Source organism: Mesorhizobium sp. WSM4308 (assembly GCF_002294905.1).
Classification (GTDB): Bacteria; Pseudomonadota; Alphaproteobacteria; order Rhizobiales; family Rhizobiaceae; genus Mesorhizobium.
This window is the reverse complement of record NZ_NSFW01000004.1, coordinates 323448-348449: the sequence shown is the minus strand read 5'-3', so window position 1 is coordinate 348449 and position 25002 is coordinate 323448. Positions and strand designations below refer to the sequence as shown.

The following is a 25002-nucleotide window of genomic DNA, read 5'->3' as shown; positions in this document are numbered from 1 at the left end:
AAGCGTTGGCGCTAATGCGCCTCGTCCCAGTTGTTCGCCGCCCGCGCATCAACATGCAGCGGTACTGACATCGATACGGCCGGCATCGCCGCGTTTTCCATGACATGGCGCACGACGGGGATGGTAGCCTCGACTTCGGCCTCGACCGTCTCGAAGATCAGTTCGTCATGCACCTGCAGGAGCATGCGGGCCGACAGCTTGGCCTTGTCCAGCGCTTCCTCCATGCGCACCATGGCGCGGCGGATGATGTCGGCGGCGGTGCCTTGCAGGCGGGCGTTGATCGAGGCGCGTTCGTTGAACGCGCGGATCGAAGGGTTGGACGACCTGATGTCGGGATAATGGATGCGCCGGCCGAAGATGGTTTCGACAAAGCCGTGCTCGCGGGCATAGGCCTTGGTCTCCTCGATATAGTCGCGGATGCCGGGGAAACGCTCGAAGTATTTCTTGATGTAGTTGCTGGCCTCCTCGCGCGGAATGGACAGCTGGTTGGCGAGGCCGAAGGCCGAGATGCCGTAGATGATGCCGAAATTGATCGCCTTGGCGCGACGGCGGACTTCCGAAGGCATGCCCTCGACGGGCACGTTGAACATTTCCGACGCGGTGATGGCGTGGATGTCGGCGCCGTCGGCGAAAGCCTGCCGCAATTGCGGGATTTCGGCGACATGGGCGAGCACGCGCAGTTCGATCTGGCTGTAGTCGGCCGAGACCAACCGGTTGCCCTTGTCGGCGATGAAGGCGGTCCTGATCTTGCGGCCTTCGGCGGTGCGCACCGGAATGTTCTGCAGGTTCGGATCGGAGGACGACAGCCGGCCTGTCGTCGTCGCGGCCAGCGCATAGGAGGTGTGGACGCGCCTGGTGTGGGGGTGGATGAAACCGGGCAGCGCATCGGTATAGGTCGATTTCAGTTTGGTCAGCTGGCGCCAGTCGACGATCTTGCGCGGCAGTTCGTGGCCCTCGGCGGCAAGGTCTTCGAGCAGCTGCCCCGAGGTCGACCATTGGCCGGTCTTTGTTTTGGAGCCGCCGGGCAGGCCCATGCGGCCGAACAATATATCGCCGAGCTGCTTGGGCGAGCCGATGTTGATGCGCTCGCCGACGAGCTGGTAGATTTCTTCTTCCAGCCGGGCAGCACCCTGCGCCAGTTCGCCTGACAGCCTGGACAGTATCTGCCGGTCGACCGAAATGCCGCGCTGTTCCATGCGCGCCAGAACCGGCACCAGCGGCCGTTCCAGCCGCTCATAGACCGACACCAGGCCCTTGGCCGCAAGCCGGGGCTTCAACACCAGCCAGAGCCGCAGCGTGACATCGGCGTCCTCTGCGGCGTGCGCCGTCGCTTTGTCGATGTCGACCTGGTCGAAACCGACCGAGCTCTTGCCGGAGCCGGTCACGTCCTTGAGCCGGAGCGGGGTGTGGCCAAGCCATTTCTCGGCAAGCTGGTCCATACCATGACCGTGCGGGGTACCGGCATCGAGCACGTAGGAGATCAGCATGGTGTCGTCGAACGGGGCGACATCGATGCCGTAACGGCTCATGATGACGAGATCGTATTTCAGGTTCTGCGCGATCTTGAGGACCGACCTGTCCTCGAGCAGCGGTTTCAGCACCGCCAGCGCCTCGCGGAGAGGTATCTGGTTTTCGAGCGCGCCGCCGCCGAGCAGGTCACCATTGCCGCTCTTGTGGGCGAAGGGAATGTAGGCGGCGCGGCCGGGCGCCGTGGCCATAGCCAGGCCGATCAGTTCGGCCTGCATCGGATCGGACGAGGTGGCCCTGACGTCAAAGGCGACAATGCCGGCCTCCGTCGCCTCGGCGACCCAGGCTTTCAAGGTCGCGATATCGCGAATGCAGGGATAGGCCGCCGTGTCGATCTTGCTGGTTGCCGCGCGCTCCAGCCGCAAGGCTGAGAGCAGGGAAGGAGTATCGCCTTGCTTGGCCTTGTCCGCCGTCGGTGCGGCGGTTGCCTCGCCGTTGGCCTGGCCCGTCTCGGCACTGCCGCGGGCCACAGCCGGCGCTCCGGCGCCGACATCGGGGCCGTGGGCGTTGTCGGCGCGCTCGACGGTCACCGCGACGGCCTGGACGTCGCCGGCCTCGGTGCCGGTCGCTTCGGCCACGCGGCGGGTCAGCGAGGTGAATTCCATGGTCTTGAGGAAGCCGATCAGCTTTGGCCCATCCGGCGCGTGCAGGATGAAGTCGTCCAACCCCTCGGCCACCGGCACGTCGTTCTTCAGCGTTACCAGCTGGCGCGAGATCAGCGCCTTTTCGGTGTTGGCAATGATCGATTCGCGCCTCTTATCCTGCTTGATCTCGCCGGCGCGGGCGAGCAGTGCGTCGAGGTCGCCGAACTGCTCAAGCAGCTGCGCCGCGGTTTTCGGGCCGATGCCGGGCACGCCGGGCACATTGTCGACGGAATCGCCGGTCAGCGCCTGCAGATCGACCATCTTCTCCGGCGGCACGCCCCACTTCTCGATGACCTCAGGGATGCCGATCTGGCGGTCCTTCATCGGGTCGTACATGCCGACCGTATCGCCGACCAGCTGCATCAGGTCCTTGTCGGAGGAGATGATGGTGGTGTCGCCGCCGGCCTCGCAGGCCAGCCGGCAATAGGTGGCGATGAGATCGTCGGCCTCGAAGCCTTCCATCTCGATGCAAGGCAGGTTGAACGCCTTGGTCGCCTGGCGGATCAGGCCGAATTGCGGGATCAGGTCTTCAGGCGGCGCCGAACGGTTGGCCTTGTATTCGGGATAGAGATCGTTGCGGAAGGTTTTCGAGGAATAGTCGAAGATGACCGCGAAATGCGTCGGCACGATGCCTACATCGGTGTTGCGGGCATCCTGCATCAGCTTCCACAGCATGTTGCAGAAACCGGAAACGGCTCCGACCGGCAGGCCGTCAGACTTGCGGGTCAGCGGCGGCAGTGCGTGGTAGGCCCGGAAGATGTAGCCGGAGCCGTCGATAAGGAAGAGATGATCGCCTTTTTTCATGCCGGCAGGGATAGCGCGGCGCGGTGGCTTGGTCCATGCCAAACACATTGCCAGGTATCGGTTCCGTCAACACCCTGACAGACCGGGGGATGCAGGCCCGATCACGGGCACGTTACAAAAGTGTAACGTTGGTGCCCTTGAATCGCCACGTTCAGAGACCCAAATAGACCTCATCGGCAGTTTTCGCCGAAGTCCGGAGCAAGGCCCGTCCCCCGCCTATCCCGGACAACTGCGGCAGCCTATCCCCCTCTCCGGGCTGCCGCATCGTTTCGAGTATGAGGCCGCCGTGGTTCCCCCTCCACCACGGCGGTCTTTTTTTGCCTGCGGCAGCCGACTCGCGCCGTGGTCCAATCGTCCCGGGCTTTTCGTTTCCCCACTCTGCCTTTACGGTTCCGGCACTGAATCGAAAGGCTTCACACATGTCCGCAGTTTCCCCTGTCCTCGACCGTCTCGACCAGAATCTCGACCAGAGCCTGGAACGCCTGTTCGGCCTGCTCAGGATCAAGTCGATCTCCACCGATCCGGCCTATGCCGCCGACTGCCGCAAGGCGGCGGAATGGCTGGTGGCGGAGCTCAAGCTGATCGGCTTCGACGCCAGCGTTCGCGACACACCGGGACACCCGATGGTGGTTGCGCATCACGAGGGGCCGGCCGGTTCGCCGCATGTGCTGTTCTATGGCCATTACGACGTGCAGCCGGTCGACCCGATCGAATTGTGGGAAAGCGATCCGTTCGCGCCTGCCATCAAGCAGCTCGGACCCGACCACAAGGTGATCACCGGGCGCGGCGCGGCCGACGACAAGGGCCAGCTGATGACCTTCGTCGAGGCTTGCCGCGCCTGGAAGCAGGTGCATGGCAATCTTCCGTGCCGCGTCACCATCCTGTTCGAGGGCGAGGAGGAATCCGGCTCGCCGTCGCTGAAACCGTTCCTCGAGGCCAATGCCGAGGAGCTCAAGGCCGATTTCGCGCTGGTTTGCGATACCGGGATGTGGGATCGCGACACGCCCTCGATCTGCGTGGCGCTGCGCGGGCTGGTCGGCGAGGAGATCACGGTTAAGGCCGCCGACCGCGACCTGCATTCGGGCCTCTATGGTGGGGCCGCCGCCAACCCGATCCGCATCCTGGCCAGGGTGCTGGCCGATATCCACGACAAGGATGGCCACATCACCATTCCGGGCTTCTATGACGGCGTCGAGGAAACGCCGACGCAGGTGCTGAAATCCTGGGAGACGCTCGGCGAAACGGCCGAGACCTTCCTCGGGCCTGTCGGCCTGTCCATCCCGTCGGGCGAAAAAGGCCGCTCGGTGCTGGAATTGACATGGGCGCGGCCGACCGCCGAGTTCAACGGCATCATCGGCGGCTATACCGGCAAGGGCTTCAAGACGGTGATCGCGGCGGAAGCTTCGGCAAAAGTGTCGTTCCGCCTCGTTCACAAGCAGGATCCAGCCAAGATCCGCGCCGCCTTCCAGAAATTCGTCAAGGAGCGCATTCCGGCCGACTGCTCGGTCGAATTCCATCCGCATGGCGGCTCGCCGGCGATCCAGCTTTCCTACGACTCGCCATTCCTGGCCAAGGCCAAGACCGCGCTGTCCGACGAATGGCCCAAGCCCGCGGTGACGACCGGCAGCGGTGGCTCGATCCCCGTGGTGGGCGACTTCCAGACCTATCTCGGCATGGAATCGTTGCTGGTCGGCTTCGGCCTCGACGATGACCGCATCCACTCGCCCAACGAGAAATATGAGCTCTCATCCTTCCACAAGGGCCAGCGCTCCTGGGCCCGTATTCTCGATGCTCTGACGCGCTGAGCGGCGAAAAGACGTTTTCCTGTTGATTTTTCACCGGATCGCGGCGAGGACGGGGAACGCTGCGACCGGAGAAGACCATGGCCGACATCCGTTTCCACAAGCATGATTTGCCCAACCTTTCGCATTACAATGTCGGGGCGGTGGCCATCGACACCGAGACGCTGGGTCTGAACCCGCATCGCGACCGGTTGTGCGTGGTGCAGATATCGCCTGGCGACGGCAGCGCCGACGTCATCCAGATCGCACCCGGCCAGAAGAAGGCGCCGAACCTCGTCAGCCTGCTGAAGAACCGCGGCGTGACGAAGCTGTTCCATTTTGGACGCTTCGATCTTGCCGTGCTGTACAATGCCTTCGGGGTGATGCCCGAACCGGTGTTCTGCACCAAGATCGCCTCGCGGCTGACCCGCACCTATACCGACCGGCACGGGCTGAAGGACATCTGCTTCGAGCTTCTCGGCGTCGGCCTGTCCAAGGCGCAGCAATCTTCGGACTGGGCGGCCGAAACGCTGTCGCCCGAGCAGCTCGAATATGCCGCCTCCGACGTGCTCTATCTGCACCGGCTGCGGGATGTGCTGGCCGGGCGGCTGGCGCGCGAGGGGCGGACAAAGGAGGCCGATGCCTGCTTCCGCTTCCTGCCGACGCGGGCCAAGCTTGACCTGATGGGTTGGGGCGAAGAGGATATCTTCGCGCACAGCTGACCGCCTTCGCGACATCCGCGCCCGACGGCCGGTTGGGAACCAGATGCCAGCCGTCGCGTTTCTGTGGGCTGGAAAAGGGGATGACATGGCCGACAGAAAGCCGATTGCAACCGCGCCGACCGATGGCTCCAAGGTCACAGTCACCTGGAAGGACGGCGACGGCGTCATCAACGAATCCATCGGGCAATATCGCGATGATGGCTGGTGGGTCTACACCGACAGCCACACGCAAAAGAAGGTCGAGCCGACCAGCTGGCGGCCCGCTTCCAGCGACGACGATTAGCTTTGACGCAATCCCCGAGGGAAAGCGCTGCGCGCTTTTCCCGGGAAAAACCGCTTTACCCTTTTCCTGGAATTGCTCCAGCGAGCGCCGCTGGCGGGGCCAGCTGCTTTCGAATAGCCTGAAGCCGTTGATATCGGGGCCGATTCGGAGCCTTTCGCTCGCGCTCGCCCCCTTGCTCGGAGGAAATCGCCATGGGCGTAGAAAGCCTTCTCGTCTTCATCATCATCGGTGCCATCGCCGGCTGGCTTGCCGGTCTCATCGTTTCCGGTTTCGGCTTCGGCCTCATTGGCAACATCATCGTCGGCATCGTCGGCGCGTTCATCGCCGGCTGGCTGTTACCGCGGATCGGCTTCTCCATCGGCGGCGGCATCATCGCTTCCATCATCCACGCCACGATCGGCGCCATTATCCTTCTGGTGCTGGTCAAGGTCCTGAAACGAGCCTGAGGCTCGAAACGACAAAGGGCGCGCCATGAAGCAGAATACGCTCTATCTCATCATTGGCGCGCTCGTCGTCGTGGTCATCGCGCTCGGCGTCTATGTCTACCGCGAGCAGACCAAGCCGAAGGGCGTCGAACTCAAGATCGACGACAAGGGCATTTCGATCCAGCAGAACTGAGTTCCCGTCGACGGGGCGCGGCGTCAGGCCCGACACCGGGCGCGCCGGCGTCCTGCAGCACGCCGGCTATCCGCATGGCGTGCGCTTTACAGGCCATGATCGGCACATCGCCGTCGCCGGCAGCCGGATGGTGGATGTCTATGACGGCGACGGTGACTGGAGCGGGCATCGCACGCCGGCGCGCTAGGTGACCATGCTCGACGAGGACGCCTTCCTGCGCGGCAGGGCCAGCCCCGAGGAAGGCGGCCCGAAAGGCCTTGATATCGACCGGTCGAACAGCGTCGTGGCGATGACCTGCGAGGAGCAGACGCTGGCCCTTTTCGCGCTGTCGTCGATACGCGGAGGAGTTGAAAACTGCCGGCAAGACGGGGCCATTGCATCGGCGTAGTGCCGGAAGCGCCATTATCCCGGCATGGAATTAGAATGACGGATCGGCGCTCTGGCGCTATAATGCGGATACAGGGCGTTTGGGATCAACCAACCTATTGCTAGGAGGTTGCCATGAAACACCAAACACTAGACCAACTGCATGCAGTGGCCGAGGTCAACACACAGCTGGTAATGAGCCGAACCCAACGTCTCATACGTTGGGCCGAGCTTCTTGAACGTGAGCCCAGCCGGCTCCTGATGGCGCTTGCCGGGACCGAATACCGCGCGCCGGCGGAACGCGATGTCATGCGAGCCGATAGCTCGCCGATAGCGGTTGCCTTCACTGACCCCATATTGCACGACGAGGGTCTGAAAGACGACAGTTATGGCGAAGCCAAGCGCTTCTTCGAGCTGACCGACCACCAACTGCACGAGATCGTCTGCTACTGCCATGTCGGCGAGGTTATGCAATCGTCGAGGGCAGCGCTCTCGGTTCGTGCGGCGATCGGCTGATGTCCACCAGGTGATTGCCTGGTGACGGGTGATTTGGGGTGCGGTCGAACGCGTAGCCGCGACCATTTGCGATCGCGCCCCAACATGGAACATGTCCGCGACCGCCTGGGTCACGGCTGAGAATGGTTCGGGCCTTGGCGCCCGGACAAAATGCCACGGCGAGGATTGTTCCATCGCGGCGGGCGCGATCGTTTGCCAGCACCAAAATCAGGGGCTCGAACAACGCGATGACCGCAGGCCCAAGGCATTTGATTATCAATCGCCTCGAATTTTTCCGACTTAACCCGCCCTTAAATCGCCGCATCTACTCTGCAACCGGAGCGCCATTGGCACCGGGGACAGCAAGCGCAGCGCATGGCGAACCGCAGAGACAGCCGCATCGAGCCCAGTTTCGAGGGACCGCCGCAGGCGCGATCCCAGCCGGGTCTTTCGGTGAGCGAGGAGGACCGCGTCGTGCCGAGCAACCGCAAAGCCTCCGCAAAACGCAAATCGTCGAAGGCGAAATCGTCGCGCGGTGGGCGCGGCAGGAGCCGGCGCGGCCTGTTCGGCGTGCTCGGCCGTCTGTTCTACTGGTGCTTCGTGCTTGCCATCTGGGGCGGCATCGCGGTGGCGGGCGTCGTCGTCTATTACGGCGCCAAGATGCCGGCGGCCACCACCTGGTCGATCCCCGACCGTGCCCCCAACATCAAGATCGTCTCGGCCGATGGCCAGTTGCTCGCCAACAGGGGCATGAGCGGCGGCGAAGCCGTCGGCCTGCACGAAATGTCGCCTTACATTCCCGAAGCCGTCATCGCCATCGAGGACCGCCGGTTCTATTCGCATTTCGGCGTCGATCCGATCGGCCTGTCGCGCGCCATGGTGACCAACCTCATGGGCGGGCATTTCTCGCAGGGCGGTTCGACGCTGACGCAGCAATTGGCCAAGAATCTGTTCCTGAAGCCCGACCGCACGCTGGAGCGCAAGGTGCAGGAGGTGCTGCTGGCGCTGTGGCTGGAGCACAAGCACACCAAGGACCAGATCCTCGAAATGTACCTCAACCGGGTCTATTTCGGCTCCGGCGCCTTTGGTGTCGAGGCGGCTTCGCGGCGTTATTTCGGCAAGAGCGCGCGTGACGTCACGCTCTCGGAAGCGGCGCTGCTTGCGGGCTTGCTGAAAGCGCCGTCGCGGCTGTCGCCGGCGCGCGATCCGAAGGCCGCGGAGGAGCGTTCGCAGCTCGTGCTCGCGGCCATGCGTGAAGAGGGCAAGATCAGCGACAAGGAGCTGAAGACGGCGCTCAGCGCGCCGGCGACGCGCGCGCCGTCCTATTGGACCGGCTCGGAAAACTATGTCGCCGACACCATCACGGAAGAACTGCCCGACCTGATCGGCGACGTGCGCGGCGACATCGTCATCGACTCCACCGTCGACCTGAACCTGCAGAAACTCGCCGAGCAGTCGATCCGCCGGCTGATCGACGAAAGCGGCAAGAAGCTCAACGTCACCCAGGGCGCGCTGGTGTCGATCGACGATTCCGGCGCGGTGCGCGCCATGGTCGGCGGCTACGACTATTCGACCAGCCAGTTCGACCGTGCCTCCGAGGCGCGGCGGCAGCCCGGCTCGGCGTTCAAGCCGTTCGTCTACATGGCGGCACTGGAAGCGGGCCGCACGCCCGACAGCATCCGCAACGACGCGCCGATCAAGATCGGCAACTGGACGCCGGACAATTACGGCGGCAAGTATTTTGGCAAGGTCACGCTGGCGACGGCACTGGCCAAGTCGCTGAACTCGGTCGCCGCGCAGCTGACCATGGAGGTCGGGCCGAACGCGGTGCTGGAAGCGGCGCACCGCATGGGCATCCAGTCCGAACTGCAGGCCAACACCTCGATCGCGCTCGGCACCTCGGAAGTGACGCCGCTGGAGCTGACGTCGGCCTATGTGCCGTTCGCCAATGGCGGCTACAAGCCCGACATCCACTTCATCCGCCGCATCACGACCGCCGAGGGCAAGGTGCTCTACGACAGCGCCGGCGGCAGCGCACCGCGTGTGGTGAAACCCGAGATCGTCGGCATGATGAATTCGATGATGACCGGCACCGTCGAGGTCGGCACGGCCAAGAAGGCGGCCTTCGCCTGGCCGTCGGCCGGCAAGACGGGCACCAGCCAGAATTCGCGCGATGCCTGGTTCGTCGGCTATACCGCCAATCTCACCACCGGTGTATGGTTCGGCAATGATGATGGCACGGCGATGAAGAAGGTCACCGGCGGCGCGCTGCCGGCGCAGGCCTGGCACGAATTCATGGTTGCCGCACATGAAGGCGTACCGGTGCGGCCGCTGCCCGGCACCTGGAAGTCGACGCCGGCCGATACGATAGTGCCCGACGACATACCGTCGGCCGACAACAACCAGCCAGCGCCGGTTCCGTCAGCCTCGGTTGGCCAGCAGGCGCCAGCCGCACAGGCAACCCAGGCGCCGGCGCCGGCCCGGGTGGCGCGGCCTGCCCAGACCGTCGACGCGGATGGCTTCAACATGCCAGCGGATGATGGCACCACTGCTTCGGTCGGCCATCCGGTGCCGCCGGGCAATGTTGGCGGTCCGTTGAAGAAGAGGAAGCAGACCTCGATCCTGGATATTCTGGGCGGCGGCTGACGGCGATCGCCCCGGCGGTTCGCAGCGGCGTCAATCCGCCTCTCGCCAGCGCCACGGTGTTCGGCTACACCTCCGGCCGGAGACCGTGACATGGCCGAACTCGACACCAGAAAAACCATCGTGCTGACCGGCGCCAGCCGTGGCATCGGCCATGCCACGGTCAAGCGCTTTTCGCGCGAGGGCTGGCGCGTCATCACCTGTTCGCGTCAGGCTTTCGCCGAGGATTGCCCGTGGCCGGCAGGTCCCGAGGACCACATCAAGGTCGACCTTGCCGATCAGGAAGATGTCGGCATCGCCGTCTCGGAAATCCGCCATCGGCTGGAAGCACATGGCGGCCAGCTCAATGCTCTGGTCAACAATGCCGGCATTTCGCCCAAGCTGAAGGACGGCAACAGCCGCATGAACTCGATCGACACGCCGATGCATGTCTGGCGCGACGTGTTCCAGGTCAATTTCTTCGCGCCGATCATGCTGGCGCGCGGCCTGTTCAAGGAACTGGCGACGGCCAAGGGCTCGATCGTCAATGTCACCTCGATCGCCGGCACCCGCGTGCATCCCTTCGCCGGCACCGCCTATGCGACATCGAAGGCGGCTCTCGGCTCGCTGACGCGCGAGATGGCGCATGACTTTGGCCCGCACGGCATCCGCGTGAACGCCATTGCACCCGGCGAGATCGACACGGCGATCCTGTCGCCAGGCACGGAAAAGATCGTCGAGACGATCCCGCTGAGAAGGCTGGGCACCACGGCCGAGGTCGCCGACATCATCTTCTTCCTGTGCTCGCAGCAGGCGTCCTATGTGACGGGCTCGGAAATCCACATCAATGGCGGCCAGCACGTGTGAGCAAGCCGACTTCGGCTGGGGTTGCTCATCCGGCCATGGTGAGAACAGCTTTGCCGCTGAAGCTGCGCTGCCGCAGGGCTTCAAGGGCCTGGGCAATATCGGTCCACGGCACGGTCAAGGCGATGCGGGTCTCCAGCCGACTGGCGGCGACCAGGGCGAGCAGCGCGGCGATATCGGCGCCAATGCCTGAGCCGGACGTGTAGTAGGCGAAGGTCTGAAGCCGCGCCCCCTCATGGCCCGGAACGAACTGGCGGAAGCCGATGGGCGTGAGCTCGCCACTGCTTGAACCGAGCATGACGATGGTCCCGCCGGGCGCGACGCGTTCGATCGCGCGGACGAGGCTTTCGCCGCCGACCGACTCGGTGATCAGCGAAAATGGTCCCTCGGCCTGCTCGATCGCCTCGACCACCTGCTCGGCGCCGAGATCGCGGAGATCGCCGGCATGCCGGACGGCGGCGATGGCAGTCACGGAAGCGCCTTGCGCACGGGCGATCTGGATCTGGAAACGGCCGACCGCACCGCTCGCGCCGGTGATCAGCACCCGTTGGCCGGCCAGATCACCGCCATGGCGCAAGGTCCTCAGCGCTGTCGTGCCCGCCACGGGGAGCGTGGCCGCGGAAACGTAGCTGACCTCATCCGGCAGGACGGCGAGACGGTCAGTCGGAACGGCGACGCGTTCGGCCCAGCCGGCCTCGTCGACCAAAGCCACGACGCGGGTGCCCACGGCCGGCCCGGAACCATCGGCTGCCGCTCGCTCCACGACCCCGACGATGTCCTGGCCGGGTATCCAGCCGTCCGGGCGTATGGTGAGCAGGCGCAGTTCGCCGCGGTTCAACGAGGTTGCGCCGACGGCGACCAGAGCCTCGTTCGCGCAAGGCTGTGGCTCGTCCACCTCGGCGAGTTTCAGTCTGACGGCATTGTCGGAAGAGATGGTGAGGGCGAGCATGGGGTACACCTTTGCCGATTGGCGAGAACGACCAAGCCTATCGATTTGTGCTGACGAACAATCTGGATATAAGGGCAATTCATCGCTAAAAACCGTCAATGATGAGACAGCCGCTTCGCTACCCATGGCTCGATTTCGACGTCGATGACGTCCTTGCTCCGGCGATCGCCGTGCGCGTCGACGTCACCGAGAACAAGGCCGAGGTGTCGGATCATTGGCATCGCAAAGGGCAACTCGTCTTCGCGCTTGGCGGCGGCGTCACCTGCCGCGTGCCCAGTGGCCTCTGGATGGTGCCGCCCCATTGCGGCGTGTGGGTGCCAAGCCGCATGCAGCACAGCAACATCGCGACGGCCAATGCGCGGATTTTCTTCGTCTATATCGAGCCGGGCGCGGCTGTGCTGCCGGATCGGTGCTGCACACTTTCGATCTCGCCGCTGCTGCGCGAACTGATCATCGAACTGTCGGACTGCGCGCCTGATGACGCGCGCTGTGCTTTCCTGGGAAGCGTCCTGCTGGCCGAATTGCCCGATATGCCTGTCCAGCAACTGCATCTGCCGATATCCTCCGAACCGCGCCTGAAGCGGATCGCGGAAGCACTGGCGAACGATCCTGCCGATCGCAGCACGCTGGCCGAATGGGCCAAGCGTGTCGCGCTCAGCGAGAGCAGTCTTGCTCGTCTTGTCGTCAAGGAGACAGGCTTGAGCTTTGGCCGCTGGCGCCAGCAATTGCACCTGATCGTTGCGATCAGGGAACTGGCTTCGGGCGCCAGCGTTCAGCGGGTTTCGGGCGATCTCGGCTATGAGTCCGTCACAGCCTTCATCACCATGTTCAGGAAGGCGCTCGGCAAGCCTCCCGCACAGTATCTCAGCAGCATCGCACGCAATGGCGGGTCAGCATTCGTGCGGTGATCAGGCGGCGGACGGTTCGGTCGCAGATGGCTTGTGACCGAGCACCTCTTCGACGATGCCGCGCGCGATTTCGCGCTCGCCCATGATCACCGTGTCGGCGCCGAGCCCCTTGAGATGCTCGACCTCGGCATCGGAATGGGCCCGGGCGACGACGTTGACGCCGGGGTTGGCGGCGCGCGCCCTGAGCACGATCTGGCCGGCTTCGAACGCATTGGGGATGGCGAGGATCAGCCGGCTGGCGCCTTCGGGATTGGCGGCGGCGAACACTTCGGCGTTGGCGGCATTGCCGGCGACGCTCTCGACGCCATCGGCCTTCAGCTTGGCCAGTGTCTTGTCGGTGTCCTCGATGACGAGGAAGGGCAGCTCTGCTTCTTTCAGCGCCGCGCCGACAAGGCCGCCGACACGGCCATATCCGATCAGGATGGCATGGCCGGTAAGCGCCGTCTTCGGCGGAGGGCCGTCTTCCTGTTGGGCTGTTGCGACGACCGAGGCGACCTGGCCCGGTTCGGTCGCCGGACCGACCGGCTTGGCGTCCGCCGGCGGCGCCGTCCTGGCGGCGCGGGCCTCCAGCCACGGCTTCATCCAGTCGATGACCAGGAACATCAGCGGGTTGAGCACGATCGACAGGATGGCGCCGGCCAGGATCAGGTCGCGGCCCTGTTCGGGCAAGAGTTTCAGCCCGACGCCGAGTTCGGCCAGGATGAAGGAGAATTCGCCGATCTGGGCAAGGCTGGCCGAAATCATAAGGGCTGTCGCCAGGGGATAGCCGAAGGCGACGACGATGACGAACGCCGCCAGCGACTTGCCGATGACGATAATGGCCAGTGTCGCCAGGATCGGCAGGCCGTTGCTGAACAGGCTGAACGGGTCGAACAGCATGCCGACCGAGACGAAGAACAGCACCGAGAAGGCGTCGCGCAGCGGCAGCGATTCTTCGGCCGCGCGGTGGCTAAGCTCGGATTCGCTCATGATCATGCCGGCGAAGAAGGCGCCGAGCGCCAGCGAGACGCCGAACAGTTTCGCCGCGCCGAAGGCGACGCCGAGCGCAATGGCGAGCACCGAGAGACGAAACAATTCGCGTGACCCGGTATGGGCGACGTAGTGCAGAATCCAGGGGATCACCCGGCGGCCGACCACCAGCATGACGACGACGAAAGCGGCGACCTTGGCGAGCGTGATGCCGACGACGCCCCAGATGCCGTAGCTGGCCGGCAGCGTCAGCAGGCCGCTCGAGTGGACATCGGCCTGTTCCTGGCCACCGAGCACGCCGGCAAGGGCCGGCAGCAGCACCAGGGCCAGCACCATGGCCAGATCCTCGACGATCAGCCAGCCGACGGCGATGCGGCCGCGTTCGGTCTCGATCAGCCGGCGTTCCTGAAGCGCGCGCAGCAGCACCACGGTCGAGGCGACCGACAGTGCCAGGCCGAACACCAGCCCCGCGCCCATCGACCAGCCGAGCATCCAGGACAGTCCGGCGCCGAGTGCCGTGGCAAAGCCGATCTGGACGATGGCGCCAGGCACGGCGATGGCGCGGACCGACAACAGGTCCTTCAGCGAGAAATGCAGGCCGACGCCGAACATCAAGAGGATGACGCCGATCTCGGCCAGTTCGTTGGCAAGGCCGGCATCGGCGACGAAACCAGGCGTATTCGGCCCGACCAGGACGCCGGCTACGAGATAGCCGACCAGCGGCGGAATGCGGAAACGGTTGGCCAGAGCCCCGAAGACGAAAGCCAGCCCCAGACCGGCGACGATGGTGGCGATAAGGGGCGTGTCATGCGGCATTGTCTATGGAGCGCCTTTCAAGTTTGCGATGTCGGATGTGCGCCGCCCTAAGCCGCCGCCTGTTTTGCAATATGGTGCAAGGGGTGACGGTGATGCAACCCGCAGGTGCGAAAATCGACGGTGCGGCGGCAAAATGCTCGACCGGCGGCCGAGAGGCCGCCGGTCCGTTTTGCACTCACTGTTGCGTTGGCTTTGGGATCCATCGCCTGCGGTCAGGCTGCTTGCAGCATGGCCTCGATCTCGGAGATGGCGTGGTTGGTCATGGTTTTTGGAATTTCAGCCGTCACCTTGTCACCGACCGCTTTGTGCAGCTTCTTGCGCATGGCGCCGAGCATCACCGGCGGGGCGACAAGCACGATGCTGTCGAACTCCCCACCATGGGCGAGCTTGTAGAGCCGGGCCGCGATCTCTTCCGCGAAGCGTTCCTTGCCGATACGGTGCCAGTCGGTATCCTCGACGGCGCTGCGGTGTACGGACGGGCCGTCATTGTACCGGCCGGGGCTGTCGCTTCCCTGTTCGCGGGTGGGCGGGTTGTCCTGTTCCATCACCTGCACGACTTCGAGATTTGGAAACTTGTTGTCGCCGGCATTCTTGAGCAGGAGCGCTTTTTCACCGTCGGCCACCAGGACCCAGATGCCGTGCCTCAGTTTGATCGTGTCCATGAAAGCGCTCCTTTTGATGAATGGCTACGCTTCGGAACGCGTATCAACCCGGCAACGTTCCACCCCCCTACGGCGAAGCGACGGCGGTGCCGCCAACGGTTGAACAGGCGATCCGTGAGTGGACGACTTTAATCTACTGAATTGGTAGAAATTAGAAAAAACTGTTTTGCCAGATAGAGGGCAAGTGGCTAAAAAGACCTGAAATCAAGGCTCGTTTCAGCGGCTTGAATCCGCCCGCACCGAGGATGTGGAATATTTTTCTCCTGCCTTTCGCAGTTGCGAAAAAGCGATTGCCTGCCATCGCAGGATGCGCGAGTGCTTTGCTTCTGGTTTTTCGCGCCGGGGCGTAAAACTGCGACACTGTTCCTGGATTGCTTTTCCCATGCCGCAGGCCAATGCCAAGCTCAATGCCTTCCCCGTCTTCGTGCGGGTCGAGGGCGAAGCCGTGGCCATCGTCGGCGCCGGCGAGGAAGCCTTGGCCAAAGCGCGGCTGATCGGACAGTCGAGCGCGGTGCTACGCATCATCGCCGAAAATGCCGAGCCGGAGCTGCTTGCCTTTGTTGCCCAGTCCGGCGCCAACCATGTCGCGGCAGCTTATGACGCCTCGCAGCTGGAAGGCGCGGTCATGGTATTTGCCGCCAGCGGCGATGAGGCGCTCGACCGCCGTGTCGCAGCCGATGCGCGCGAACTGGGCATTCCGGTCAATGCCGTCGACCGGCCGGAACTCTGCGACTTCTTCACTCCGGCGCTGGTCAACCGTGCGCCGGTCGCCATCGCCATCGGAACGGAAGGCGCCGGCCCGGTGCTGGCCCAGATGCTGCGCAGCCGCATCGATCAGATGCTGTCGCCATCGCTCGGTTCGCTGGCGACGCTCGCTGCTTCGCTGCGTGGGGCAGCCGAGAAATTGCTGCCGAAAGGCAATGCCCGCCGGCGCTTCTGGAACAGTTTTTTCCAGGGTGCGCCTGCGCATGCCGTGGAAGCCGGCCAGCTGTCGCAGGCGAATGACGCAGCGGTGGATCTTCTGCTATCGAACGCACCCGCTTCGGGCCACATCGCGCTGGTTGGCGCTGGTCCGGGCGCCGAGGACCTGCTGACGTTGCGTGCCCATCGTCTGCTGATGGAAGCCGATGTCATCGTCCATGACGCGCTTGTGCCGGAGGCCGTCGTCGCCATGGGCCGCCGCGATGCCGAGCGCCTGCCGGTCGGCAAGCGCAAGGGTTGCCACAGCAAGAGCCAGGTCGAAATCAACGCGCTGCTGGTGGAGCTTGGCCGGCAGGGCAAGCGCGTGGTGCGGCTGAAGTCAGGCGATCCGCTGGTGTTCGGCCGCGCCGGCGAGGAAATGGCGGCACTGCGCGATGCCGGTATCGCCTATGAGGTGGTTCCAGGCGTCACCGCTGCCTTTGCCGCCGCCGCCGATTTCGAACTGCCGCTGACCTTGCGCGGCGTCTCCTCGTCCATGGTCTTCACCACCGGCCACGACCTCAAGGGCAATTCGTTGCCCGACTGGGCCAAGCTCGCGATTTCCGGCGCCACCGTCGCCGTCTATATGGGCCGCTCCGTCGCTGCCGAGGTTGCCGGCCGGCTTATCGAAGCCGGCCTGTCGCCGGACACGGCGGTGGCCGTGGTCGAGAATGCCAGCCTTGCTAACCGGCGCCGTTTCCACGGCACGTTGGCCGACCTGCCATCGCTGGAAGCGCGTGGCGATCTTTCCGGGCCGGTCATGACCATCATTGGCGATGCGGTCGCCGGCGCCAACTTCGAACGGTCCGAACCGCTTGCGGCAGCACACAGGAATGAAGGCGCGGCCAAAGCCACCAGCGAGAGAGTTCAGCCATGAAGATACTGACCGCCAACCGCCTGACGGATGGCATCGCCGTCTGGTACGCCGATGGCGGCTGGGCCGAGACGGTGGGCCAGGCCGATCTTGCGCATGACAAGGCGGCCGAGGATCGCCTCGAGGCGATCGGCGCCAAGGCTCATGCCGACAATGAAGTGGTCGACGTCAATCTGATCGACGCGGAAGTCGTCGACGGTGTCGTCGAGCCGGTGCGGCTGCGTGAAAAGATCCGCGCCGCCGGCCCGACCATCCGCGGCGATCTCGGCAAGCAGGCCGAGCGTGCGGCATAGCCAGGTTTGAGTGAAACGGGCGGACGCGCCCTGAAAGACGAAGCATGTACCGTTACGATGAGTTCGACCACGATTTTGTCCAGGCCCGCGTCGCCGAGTTCAGCGACCAGGTCCAGCGCCGGCTGTCCGGCGAGATATCAGAGGACCAGTTCCGGCCGCTAAGGCTGATGAACGGCGTCTACCTGCAGCTGCACGCCTATATGCTGCGTATCGCGGTGCCCTATGGCACGCTGAACGGCAAGCAGCTGCGCATGCTCGGTCACATCGCCCGCAAATACGACAAGGGCTACGGCCATTTCACCACGCGCCAGAACATCCAGTTCAACTGGCCGGCGCTGTCGGACATTCCGGCGATCCTGGCCGATCTGGCGAGCGTCGAGATGCACGCCATCCAGACCAGCGGCAACTGCATCCGCAACGTTACCGCCGACCACTTCGCCGGCGCCGCCGCCGACGAGGTCGCCGATCCGCGTCCCTATGCGGAGATCCTGCGGCAATGGTCCTCGGTGCATCCGGAATTCTCGTTCCTGCCCAGGAAATTCAAGATCGCGGTGACCGGGGCAGAGCGCGACCGCGCCGCCATCCAGACGCATGATATCGGCCTGCACCTGAAGAAGAACGCCGCCGGCGAGCTTGGCTTCGCCGTCTATGTCGGTGGCGGCCAGGGCCGCACGCCGATGGTGGCAAGGAAAATCCGCGACTTCCTGCCGGAAGCCGATCTTCTGTCCTACTGCACCGCGATCCTGCGCGTTTACAACCTCTATGGCCGCCGCGACAACAAGTACAAGGCACGCATCAAGATCCTGGTGCACGAGACCGGCGTCGAGGAAATCACCCGCCAGGTCGAGGCCGAGTGGCAGGCGTTGAAGGATGCCGAGCTGAGGCTGCCGGATGCCGATATCCGCGCCATCCAAGCCTATTTCGCGCCGCCGGCGCTCACCGATCGGCCGGAAGGCGACCAGGCGGTCAAGCTGGCGCGCCTCGATTCCAGGGGCTTTTCGGAGTGGCTCGACCAGAATGTGGTGACGCATCGTCATCCCGACTACGCGGCGGTGACGATTTCGCTCAAGGGCATCGGCGAGGTGCCGGGTGATGCTTCGGACAGCCAGATGGAAGCGGTCGCCGACATCGCCGAAAAATACGCCTTCGACGAGCTGCGCGTAAGCCATGAGCAGAACCTGATCCTGCCGCATGTGGCGCGCGCCGACCTCAAGGCGGTCTATGACGCGCTGGTCGATATCGGGCTGGCGACGGCCAACTCCAATTTGATATCGGACATCATCTCGTGCCCCGGCCTCGACTATTGCGCGCTGGCCACCGCACGCTCGATCCCGATCGCGCAGGAAATCTCGCAACGTTTCGCCTCGCTGGAGCGGCAGCGCGAGATCGGCGAACTGAAGCTGAAGATCTCCGGCTGCATCAATGCCTGCGGCCATCACCATGTCGGCCATATTGGCATCCTCGGCGTCGAGAAGAAGGGCTCCGAGCTCTATCAGGTGACGCTGGGCGGGTCGGCCGACGAGAACACGTCGGTCGGCGAGATCATCGGCCGCGGCTTCTCGTCGGAAGAGATCACCGACGCCATCGAGCAGATCGTCGAGACCTATCTCGGCCTTCGGCTCAACCCTCAGGAAAAATTCATCGACGCCTACCGCCGTGTCGGTCCCGCGCCGTTCAAGGAGGCGCTCTATGCTGGCGAAACCAAGGCCGCTTGACCATATAGCCGACGCTGATGACGGCGTCGCCGCCAAGGCGGCGGGACTTGACGCGCTCTACGGCCACCTGAAGCCGCTCGAGATCATCGAGCGCTCGGCCCGCGAACTGTTTCACGACGAGATATCAGCCGTGTCGTCCTTCGGGGCGGATTCGGCCGTGCTGCTGCACATGATCGCCGAGATCGACCGCACGCTGCCGGTCATCTTCCTCGACACCGGCAAGCATTTCGAAGAGACGCTCGGCTACCGCGACGCGCTCGTCGCCGATTTCGGGCTGACCAACATCCAGGTCATCAAGCCCGAGGAGACGGCGCTCGCGCGGATCGACCCGACGGGCAATCTGCACCAGAGCAACACCGATGCCTGCTGCGACGTGCGCAAGGTCGAGCCGCTGGCGCGTGGCGTGGCACCCTTCCGCGCCTGGTTCACCGGCCGCAAGCGTTTTCAGGCCTCGACGCGGGCAGCGCTGCCGGTGTTCGAGGCGGTCGGCCCGCGCATCCGCATCAATCCGCTGGCGCACTGGACGACCTCGGACCAGGCCGACTACATGCGGGCGCATGCGCTGCGCGAGAATCCCCTGGTCGCTTATGGCTATCTGTCGATCGGCTGCTTTCCGTGCACGCAACCGGTGCAGCCGGGCGAGGATGCGCGCAGCGGCCGCTGGGCCGGTCATGCCAAGACCGAGTGCGGCATTCACCTGTCGGGACTGGAGAAGTCGCTGACCGACGCATCACTATAGGGTATGCTGATATCCAGCCGGCCTGCGAACGGCGACCTCCCCGGAGGCCGCCGGTTTTGTGCGGGAGGGGCTCTCAGCGGACCTGGATCTTGGGACTTTAGGAATTTTGATGACCGAAACGACGACACCGGAGACCCGGCTCTGGACCCCGCAGGGTTTTCGCGAGGACGAGTGGGCCCATGCCGAAAGTGCCGACGCGCTTTCCGGCAATGGCCGCTTCATCCTGCCGCTGCAGGCGTTCCTCGACCTTGATCCCGAGGTGCGCCGGTCCGCCAAGGAGCGGCTCGGCGTGGTGCTGCAGCCGGGCGATCAGCTCGAGAAGATAGCCGACCTGCTTGACCAGCTGTCGCTGGTGGCGCTGGTCTTCCCGGCCTTCAGCGATGGGCGCTCCTTCTCCAAGGCCGAACTGCTGCGCGGCCGCTACCGCTTCGAGGGTGCCGTTCGCGCCACCGGCCAAGTGCTGGTCGATCCGTTGCCGCATATGCTGCGTCTCGGCTTCGACGAGTTCGAGATTTCCAACCCGGTGCTGCTGAAGCGCCTGCAAGAGGAACGCACCGGCGGCTTGGGGCTTTACTACCAGCCAGCCGCCGTGCCGGAGCCCAAGGGCCCGAAATATTCCTGGCGGCGCGTTCGCAGCTGACGTTGGGGTAATTCCACCCATCTTTACATAGGCCGTAATCGAGCCTTCTCTTGGTCATCCGGACGGAAACATCCGCCGGGTGCGAGGGAGGAAGTCATGGATTTCGACTATGTCATCGCCGGCGGCGGGTCCGCCGGGTGCACGCTTGCCGCGCGGCTGTCCGAAGATCCATCGAAAACGGTCTGCCTGATCGAAGCCGGCGGCGCGGGCAGCAACCTGCTTATCCGCGCGCCGGCAGGCATCATTGCATTGTTGCCGGGCCGGCCAAAGATCAACAACTGGGCGTTCGAGACGGTGCCGCAGCAGGGCCTTGGCGGCCGCAAGGGTTACCAGCCGCGCGGCAAGGCGCTGGGCGGATCCAGCGCCATCAATGCCATGCTCTATACGCGCGGGCACCGCGGCGATTACGACGAATGGGCCGAACTCGGCTGCGACGGCTGGTCATGGGACGAGGTGCTGCCCTATTTCCGGCGGGCTGAAGGCAATCAACGCGGCGCTGATGCCCTGCATGGCGGTGAGGGGCCGCTGCGGGTTGCCGAGCAGCAAGAGCCACGTCCGCTCTCCCGGGCCTTTGTCGAGGCCTGCGGCGAAAATCAGATCCGCCGCAACGATGATTTCAACGGCGTCGAACAGGAAGGTGCCGGACTTTACCAAGTGACGCAATTCTGGGGCGAACGCCGTAATGGCGAGCGCTGCTCGGCGGCCGCTGCCTATCTGCGACCGGCCATGAACAGGTCGAACCTTACCGTCATCACTGGTGCGCATGCCACGGCGGTCATCCTCGATGGCAAGCGCGCCACCGGCGTGCGGTATCGCGCGGGGAAGGGCGAAGCCGTCGCGAAAGCCAGGCGCGAAGTGATCGTCTGTGGTGGCGCCTTCGGTTCGCCTCAGCTCCTGTTGCTATCGGGCATTGGTCCGGCCGCCGAGCTTGCCATGCATGGCATTCCGGTCATTCATGAACTGCCCGGTGTTGGCAAGAACCTGCAAGACCATCTCGATTTCATCATGGGCTGGACGTCAAGGGATGCCGACATGATGGGCATCGGTCTACGCGGCCTACCTGGCCTGCTGCGGCACATGCTGCGCTGGCGGAAAGATGGCGGCGGTATGATCGCCACGCCCTATGCCGAAGGCGGTGCCTTCCTCAAATCCGATCCGGCGATGGAACGGCCCGACCTGCAACTGCATTTCTGCATCGCGATCGTGGATGATCATGGCCGCAAGCTGCATATGGGATATGGCTTTTCTTGCCATGTCTGCGTGCTGCGGCCACATTCGCGCGGCGAGGTCGGGCTGTCGACTCATGATCCCATGGCACCACCGCGCATCGATCCGCGCTTTCTTTCGGACGAACGCGACGCCGGGCTTTTGCTCAAGGGTGTCAGGATGATGCGCGGTATCCTGGAGGCGCCGGCGCTGGCCAGATATCGCCACAAGGAAATCTACACCGCCGGTGTTTCGAGCGACGCGGAGTTGATGTCCCACATCCGTGCCCGCGCCGACACGATCTATCACCCGGCCGGCACCTGCAAGATGGGCGTCGACGACCTGGCGGTGGTCAATCCGCAATTGCGGGTCCACGGGCTTGAAGCCTTGCGGGTCGTCGACGCCTCGGTGATGCCGACGCTGATCGGCGGCAACACCAACGCTCCGACCATCATGATTGCCGAAAAGGCGGCGGACATGATCAAGGCCGCCGCCTGACCGCGGCTCTGGTCGAACCAGCGAAGCTATTTTCGTCTGCCGAGAAGCGCCTTCGGACGAGAAGGCGGAAAACTGGTCATACCAATTTGGCGATTTGCGCTTTCCCTGCGACCCTCCTGCCCTTAGGATAGAGAACATTATTTCGCGACCCGAAATAAATATGGCCACAAGGGAGGAACCAGGAATGGCTGGCAAGAAGATATTGATGCTCGTTGGCGAGTTCAGCGAGGAGTATGAGATTTTCGTCTTTGAACAGGCCATGCATGCCGTCGGCCACATCGTGCATGTCGTCTGCCCGGACAAGAAGGCCGGTGATATCCTCAAGACTTCGCTGCACGATTTTGAAGGCCACCAGACCTACACGGAAAAGCCCGGCCACGACTACATCCTCAACAAGACGTTCTCCGAGGTGGACCCGGCCAAGTATGACGCCGTCTACGCGGCGGGCGGGCGCGGTCCCGAATACATCCGCATCGACAAGCGGGTGCAGGCGCTGGTGCGGCATTTCCACGAGGCCGGCAAGCCGATCTTCACCATCTGCCATGGCGTGCAGATCCTGATTGCGGTCGACGGTGTGGTGCGGGGCAGGGAAGTGGCGGCGCTCCACTATTGCGAGCCGGAAGTGACGCTCGCCGGCGGCATCTACATCGACGTCGCGCCGACCGGCGCCCATGTCGACGGCAATCTGGTGTCGGCCAAGGGTTGGCCGGGCCTGTCCAACTTCATCCGTGAGTGCCTGAAGGTGCTTGGCACCGAAATCCGCCATGGCGAGATCCTGATGCGCGAAGAGCGCCAGGCCGCCTGAACAGGGGTTTGCTTCCGCCGCCGCGCCACGGCGCGGCGGTCGTCGTCTACATCGTCGCCCGTGCCTCGCGGAACGACACCAGCTTCCGGCGATTCTCGTCCCACAATGCCAGTTTGACGCAGCGCAGGCTGTCGAGCAGCGTGACGCGACCGATGCCGCGCAGTTCCGGATAGTCGCGCAGCACTTCCTGCAGCCGGTAGCAAGGCACCTTGGCGGAGAGGTGATGGACGTGATGAACGCCGATATTGCCGGTGAACCAGTTCAGCACCGGCGGCAGGTCGTAATAGGACGAGCCATGCAAGGCGGCATGCTGGAACTCCCAGTCGTCATCCTTTGCCCATTCCGTCTCCTCGAACTGGTGCTGGACGTAGAACAGCCAGATGCCTGCCGAGCCGGCGAGAATGACGATCGGCAGATGGACGACCAGGAACGCACCGGGACCGACGGTCCAGATAAGCAGGGCCGCCGCTAGCGCGATGGCGAGATTGGTGGTCATCGACGACACCCAGGGCGTCAGGCCGCCGCGCATCATGCCGATGGGCAGCCTTTGCGAGAAGATGAACAGCCAGATGGGTCCAAGCCCGAACATCACCAGTGGATGGCGATAAAGGCGGTAGGCGAGGCGCCCGCGCCAGGACAATTGCCGGTATTCGGCAACGGTCAGCGTCGTGATGTCACCCATGCCGCGCTCGTCGAGATTGCCGGCGCTGGCATGATGTGTCGCGTGGGCGCGCCGCCAGCAATCGTAGGGTGTCAGCGTCAGGACGCCGAGCGCGCGGCCGATCCAGTCGTCGGCATAGCGGTTGGCGAAGAAGGAGCCATGGCCGCAATCATGCTGGATCATGAAGATGCGCACCAGGAACCCCGCTGCCGGAAGGATCAGGATCAGCCCCCACCAATGGCCATAGGCATAGGAAGCCGAGGAGAGCGCCCACAGCGTGGCGAACGGGATGAGGGTGATGGCGAGTTCGACGGCGCTGCGTCGCCGGTCCGGCTTCTTGTAGCGCGCCAGGACCTTCAACCAGGCACGCTTGCTGTTGGCGACCGCATCGGGGGAAATCATGTTCATCAGGAAGCATAGGCACGGCATGTGGCTACCGCAAGGCAGCCATCACGCAAAATTACTGCGCGTAATTGTCGCGTAAAGAGCTACTGCCGCCGCAATCTGGTACCGCCATCCTCGACCCGATCGAGGCGGTCGAGCAATTGCCTGAAGCGGTCATGAGTATCGGTTTCGATACGGAAAGCCGGCAAGGTACGCAGAAAACGCGTCATCGCCTCGGCACCGAACTGGCGCCTGACTTCTGCGGCGAGCCTTTCTGCCTTTTCAGCCTTGTTGCGGGTCATCATTTCAAATCCTGTGTCGGCTCCGAAACTCCTCCAGTAGGGGAATGGTTCCCGCATCACGCTTCCGTGGCAAGCCAAGCCGGCAAGTACGGTAAACTTTGAATTAAAATCTAAGCATCGCCATTGATCACGACCCAGGTCCGGCCCAAGGCTCAATGATCGCTTACCCCTTGATTTTTGGCCGCCAAACCTCGATATCGGGCACAAAATCCATACCATTCGAGATGACGGGAAACGGCGATGAGCGACCAGGCAAAAGACGAACGCGCGCCCAGTGAAGCCGAGGCGACCGAGGCCAATGCCGAGCGCACGGAAGGCAGCATCGACGGCGACTATGAAGCGCTTGTGCGACTGCTGAAGGAAAATGAAGAGCTGAAGGACCGCGCGCTGCGCGTCGCGGCCGAGATGGAGAACCTGCGCCGCCGCACCGCGCGCGACGTACACGACGCGCGCACCTATGCGGTTGCGAATTTCGCCCGCGACATGCTGTCGGTGTCGGACAATCTGCGCCGCGCGCTGGACGCCATTCCGGCGGAGGCGAAGGCCTCGGGCGACGCCGGCTTCAAGGCGCTGATCGAAGGCGTCGACCTGACCGAGCGCGCGATGCTGTCGGCGCTGGAACGGCATGGGGTCAAGAAGCTCGCGCCGGAAGGCGAGAAGTTCGATCCCAATTTCCACCAGGCCATGTTCGAAGTGCCCAATCCCGATGTCCCGGCCAACACCGTCGTCCAGGTCGTGCAGCCGGGCTATTCGATCGGCGAGCGCGTGCTGCGTCCGGCCATGGTCGGCGTCGCCAAGGGCGGCCCGAAGATTGCCGCCGAGGCGCCGGTCGAGCCGGGGCCGGTGAATGAGCAGGCGGAGAAGGATGCGTAGTTAGGGGTAGGGCAGTAGGGAA

The 25002-nt window shown here is 64.1% G+C and carries 24 protein-coding genes; 18 read left to right on the top strand and 6 right to left on the bottom strand.

Features of this window, described 5'->3' with window-relative positions:
* Positions 1-11: 11 nt before the first annotated feature.
* A complete protein-coding gene (gene polA / locus CK227_RS09765) occupies positions 12-2975 on the bottom strand; it encodes a DNA polymerase I (protein ID WP_179296407.1) in 2964 nt (987 codons plus the stop codon).
* A 419-nt stretch (positions 2976-3394) separates the two neighbouring features.
* On the opposite strand from polA, the gene CK227_RS09760 reads away from it, so the two are divergent.
* The 9 genes from CK227_RS09760 to CK227_RS09720 all read left to right on the top strand — a co-directional run bounded on the left by CK227_RS09760 (position 3395) and on the right by CK227_RS09720 (position 10729).
* Positions 3395-4780 (top strand): M20/M25/M40 family metallo-hydrolase, encoded by a 1386-nt coding sequence (locus CK227_RS09760; protein ID WP_095772453.1) that lies wholly within the window; start codon positions 3395-3397, stop codon positions 4778-4780.
* Between the two features lie 77 nt (positions 4781-4857).
* The gene (locus CK227_RS09755) at positions 4858-5478 is read left to right on the top strand and encodes a ribonuclease D (RefSeq protein ID WP_095772454.1); all 621 of its coding nucleotides are present in this window, start codon (positions 4858-4860) and stop codon (positions 5476-5478) included.
* Positions 5479-5563: 85 nt separating this feature from the next.
* A complete protein-coding gene (locus tag CK227_RS09750; RefSeq protein ID WP_095772455.1) occupies positions 5564-5761 on the top strand; it encodes a hypothetical protein in 198 nt (65 codons plus the stop codon).
* 191 nt (positions 5762-5952) lie between these two features.
* Positions 5953-6207 (top strand): GlsB/YeaQ/YmgE family stress response membrane protein, encoded by a 255-nt coding sequence (locus tag CK227_RS09745; protein WP_019861233.1) that lies wholly within the window; start codon positions 5953-5955, stop codon positions 6205-6207.
* A 25-nt stretch (positions 6208-6232) separates the two neighbouring features.
* Complete coding sequence (locus CK227_RS09740; RefSeq protein WP_019861232.1) at positions 6233-6379, top strand: hypothetical protein; 147 nt, start codon at positions 6233-6235, stop codon at positions 6377-6379.
* 187 nt (positions 6380-6566) lie between these two features.
* Positions 6567-6767, top strand: a complete 201-nt coding sequence (locus CK227_RS09735) for a hypothetical protein (protein WP_095792587.1) — start codon at positions 6567-6569, stop codon at positions 6765-6767.
* Positions 6768-6880: 113 nt separating this feature from the next.
* On the top strand, positions 6881-7261 hold the full coding sequence (locus CK227_RS09730; protein ID WP_095772457.1) for a hypothetical protein: 381 nt from the start codon (positions 6881-6883) through the stop codon (positions 7259-7261).
* A 354-nt stretch (positions 7262-7615) separates the two neighbouring features.
* Complete coding sequence (locus CK227_RS09725) at positions 7616-9886, top strand: transglycosylase domain-containing protein (protein WP_095772458.1); 2271 nt, start codon at positions 7616-7618, stop codon at positions 9884-9886.
* Positions 9887-9976: 90 nt separating this feature from the next.
* Positions 9977-10729, top strand: coding sequence for an SDR family oxidoreductase (locus CK227_RS09720; protein ID WP_019861229.1), 753 nt, complete (start codon positions 9977-9979; stop codon positions 10727-10729).
* 25 nt (positions 10730-10754) lie between these two features.
* Here CK227_RS09720 and CK227_RS09715 read toward each other — a convergent pair whose 3' ends face one another.
* A complete protein-coding gene (locus CK227_RS09715; protein ID WP_095772459.1) occupies positions 10755-11675 on the bottom strand; it encodes a zinc-binding dehydrogenase in 921 nt (306 codons plus the stop codon).
* A gap of 101 nt (positions 11676-11776) precedes the next feature.
* Between CK227_RS09715 and CK227_RS09710 the strand changes: the two genes are divergently transcribed.
* Positions 11777-12583, top strand: coding sequence for a helix-turn-helix transcriptional regulator (locus CK227_RS09710; RefSeq protein ID WP_095772720.1), 807 nt, complete (start codon positions 11777-11779; stop codon positions 12581-12583).
* Here the strand turns inward: CK227_RS09710 and CK227_RS09705 are convergent, their stop codons facing one another.
* Both CK227_RS09705 and CK227_RS09700 read right to left on the bottom strand, forming a co-directional pair.
* The gene (locus CK227_RS09705; protein ID WP_095772460.1) at positions 12584-14368 is read right to left on the bottom strand and encodes a cation:proton antiporter; all 1785 of its coding nucleotides are present in this window, start codon (positions 14366-14368) and stop codon (positions 12584-12586) included.
* A gap of 212 nt (positions 14369-14580) precedes the next feature.
* Complete coding sequence (locus tag CK227_RS09700) at positions 14581-15030, bottom strand: host attachment protein (protein ID WP_095772461.1); 450 nt, start codon at positions 15028-15030, stop codon at positions 14581-14583.
* Positions 15031-15412: 382 nt separating this feature from the next.
* Between CK227_RS09700 and cysG the strand changes: the two genes are divergently transcribed.
* From cysG to CK227_RS09665, 7 genes are all read left to right on the top strand, one after another.
* Positions 15413-16867, top strand: coding sequence for a siroheme synthase CysG (gene cysG / locus CK227_RS09695; RefSeq protein ID WP_095772462.1), 1455 nt, complete (start codon positions 15413-15415; stop codon positions 16865-16867).
* The gene (locus tag CK227_RS09690; protein ID WP_095772463.1) at positions 16864-17157 is read left to right on the top strand and encodes a DUF2849 domain-containing protein; all 294 of its coding nucleotides are present in this window, start codon (positions 16864-16866) and stop codon (positions 17155-17157) included. Before cysG ends, CK227_RS09690 begins: the two co-directional genes overlap by 4 nt.
* 44 nt (positions 17158-17201) lie before the next feature.
* A complete protein-coding gene (locus CK227_RS09685) occupies positions 17202-18872 on the top strand; it encodes a nitrite/sulfite reductase (RefSeq protein ID WP_095772464.1) in 1671 nt (556 codons plus the stop codon).
* Entirely contained in the window at positions 18847-19611 is a 765-nt protein-coding gene (locus CK227_RS09680; RefSeq protein WP_095772465.1) for a phosphoadenylyl-sulfate reductase, read from the top strand. Before CK227_RS09685 ends, CK227_RS09680 begins: the two co-directional genes overlap by 26 nt.
* A gap of 109 nt (positions 19612-19720) precedes the next feature.
* Positions 19721-20251, top strand: coding sequence for a DUF934 domain-containing protein (locus tag CK227_RS09675; protein ID WP_095772466.1), 531 nt, complete (start codon positions 19721-19723; stop codon positions 20249-20251).
* A 96-nt stretch (positions 20252-20347) separates the two neighbouring features.
* Positions 20348-21955: a GMC family oxidoreductase N-terminal domain-containing protein gene (locus tag CK227_RS09670; protein ID WP_095772467.1), complete on the top strand. Its 1608-nt coding sequence runs from the start codon at positions 20348-20350 to the stop codon at positions 21953-21955.
* A 184-nt stretch (positions 21956-22139) separates the two neighbouring features.
* Complete coding sequence (locus CK227_RS09665; protein WP_095772468.1) at positions 22140-22760, top strand: DJ-1/PfpI family protein; 621 nt, start codon at positions 22140-22142, stop codon at positions 22758-22760.
* Positions 22761-22806: 46 nt separating this feature from the next.
* Here CK227_RS09665 and CK227_RS09660 read toward each other — a convergent pair whose 3' ends face one another.
* Positions 22807-23829, bottom strand: a complete 1023-nt coding sequence (locus CK227_RS09660) for a fatty acid desaturase (protein ID WP_095772469.1) — start codon at positions 23827-23829, stop codon at positions 22807-22809.
* 80 nt (positions 23830-23909) lie between these two features.
* Complete coding sequence (locus tag CK227_RS37190) at positions 23910-24110, bottom strand: hypothetical protein (RefSeq protein WP_095772470.1); 201 nt, start codon at positions 24108-24110, stop codon at positions 23910-23912.
* Between the two features lie 237 nt (positions 24111-24347).
* On the opposite strand from CK227_RS37190, the gene grpE reads away from it, so the two are divergent.
* Complete coding sequence (grpE, locus tag CK227_RS09650) at positions 24348-24980, top strand: nucleotide exchange factor GrpE (protein ID WP_095772471.1); 633 nt, start codon at positions 24348-24350, stop codon at positions 24978-24980.
* Positions 24981-25002: the final 22 nt, after the last annotated feature.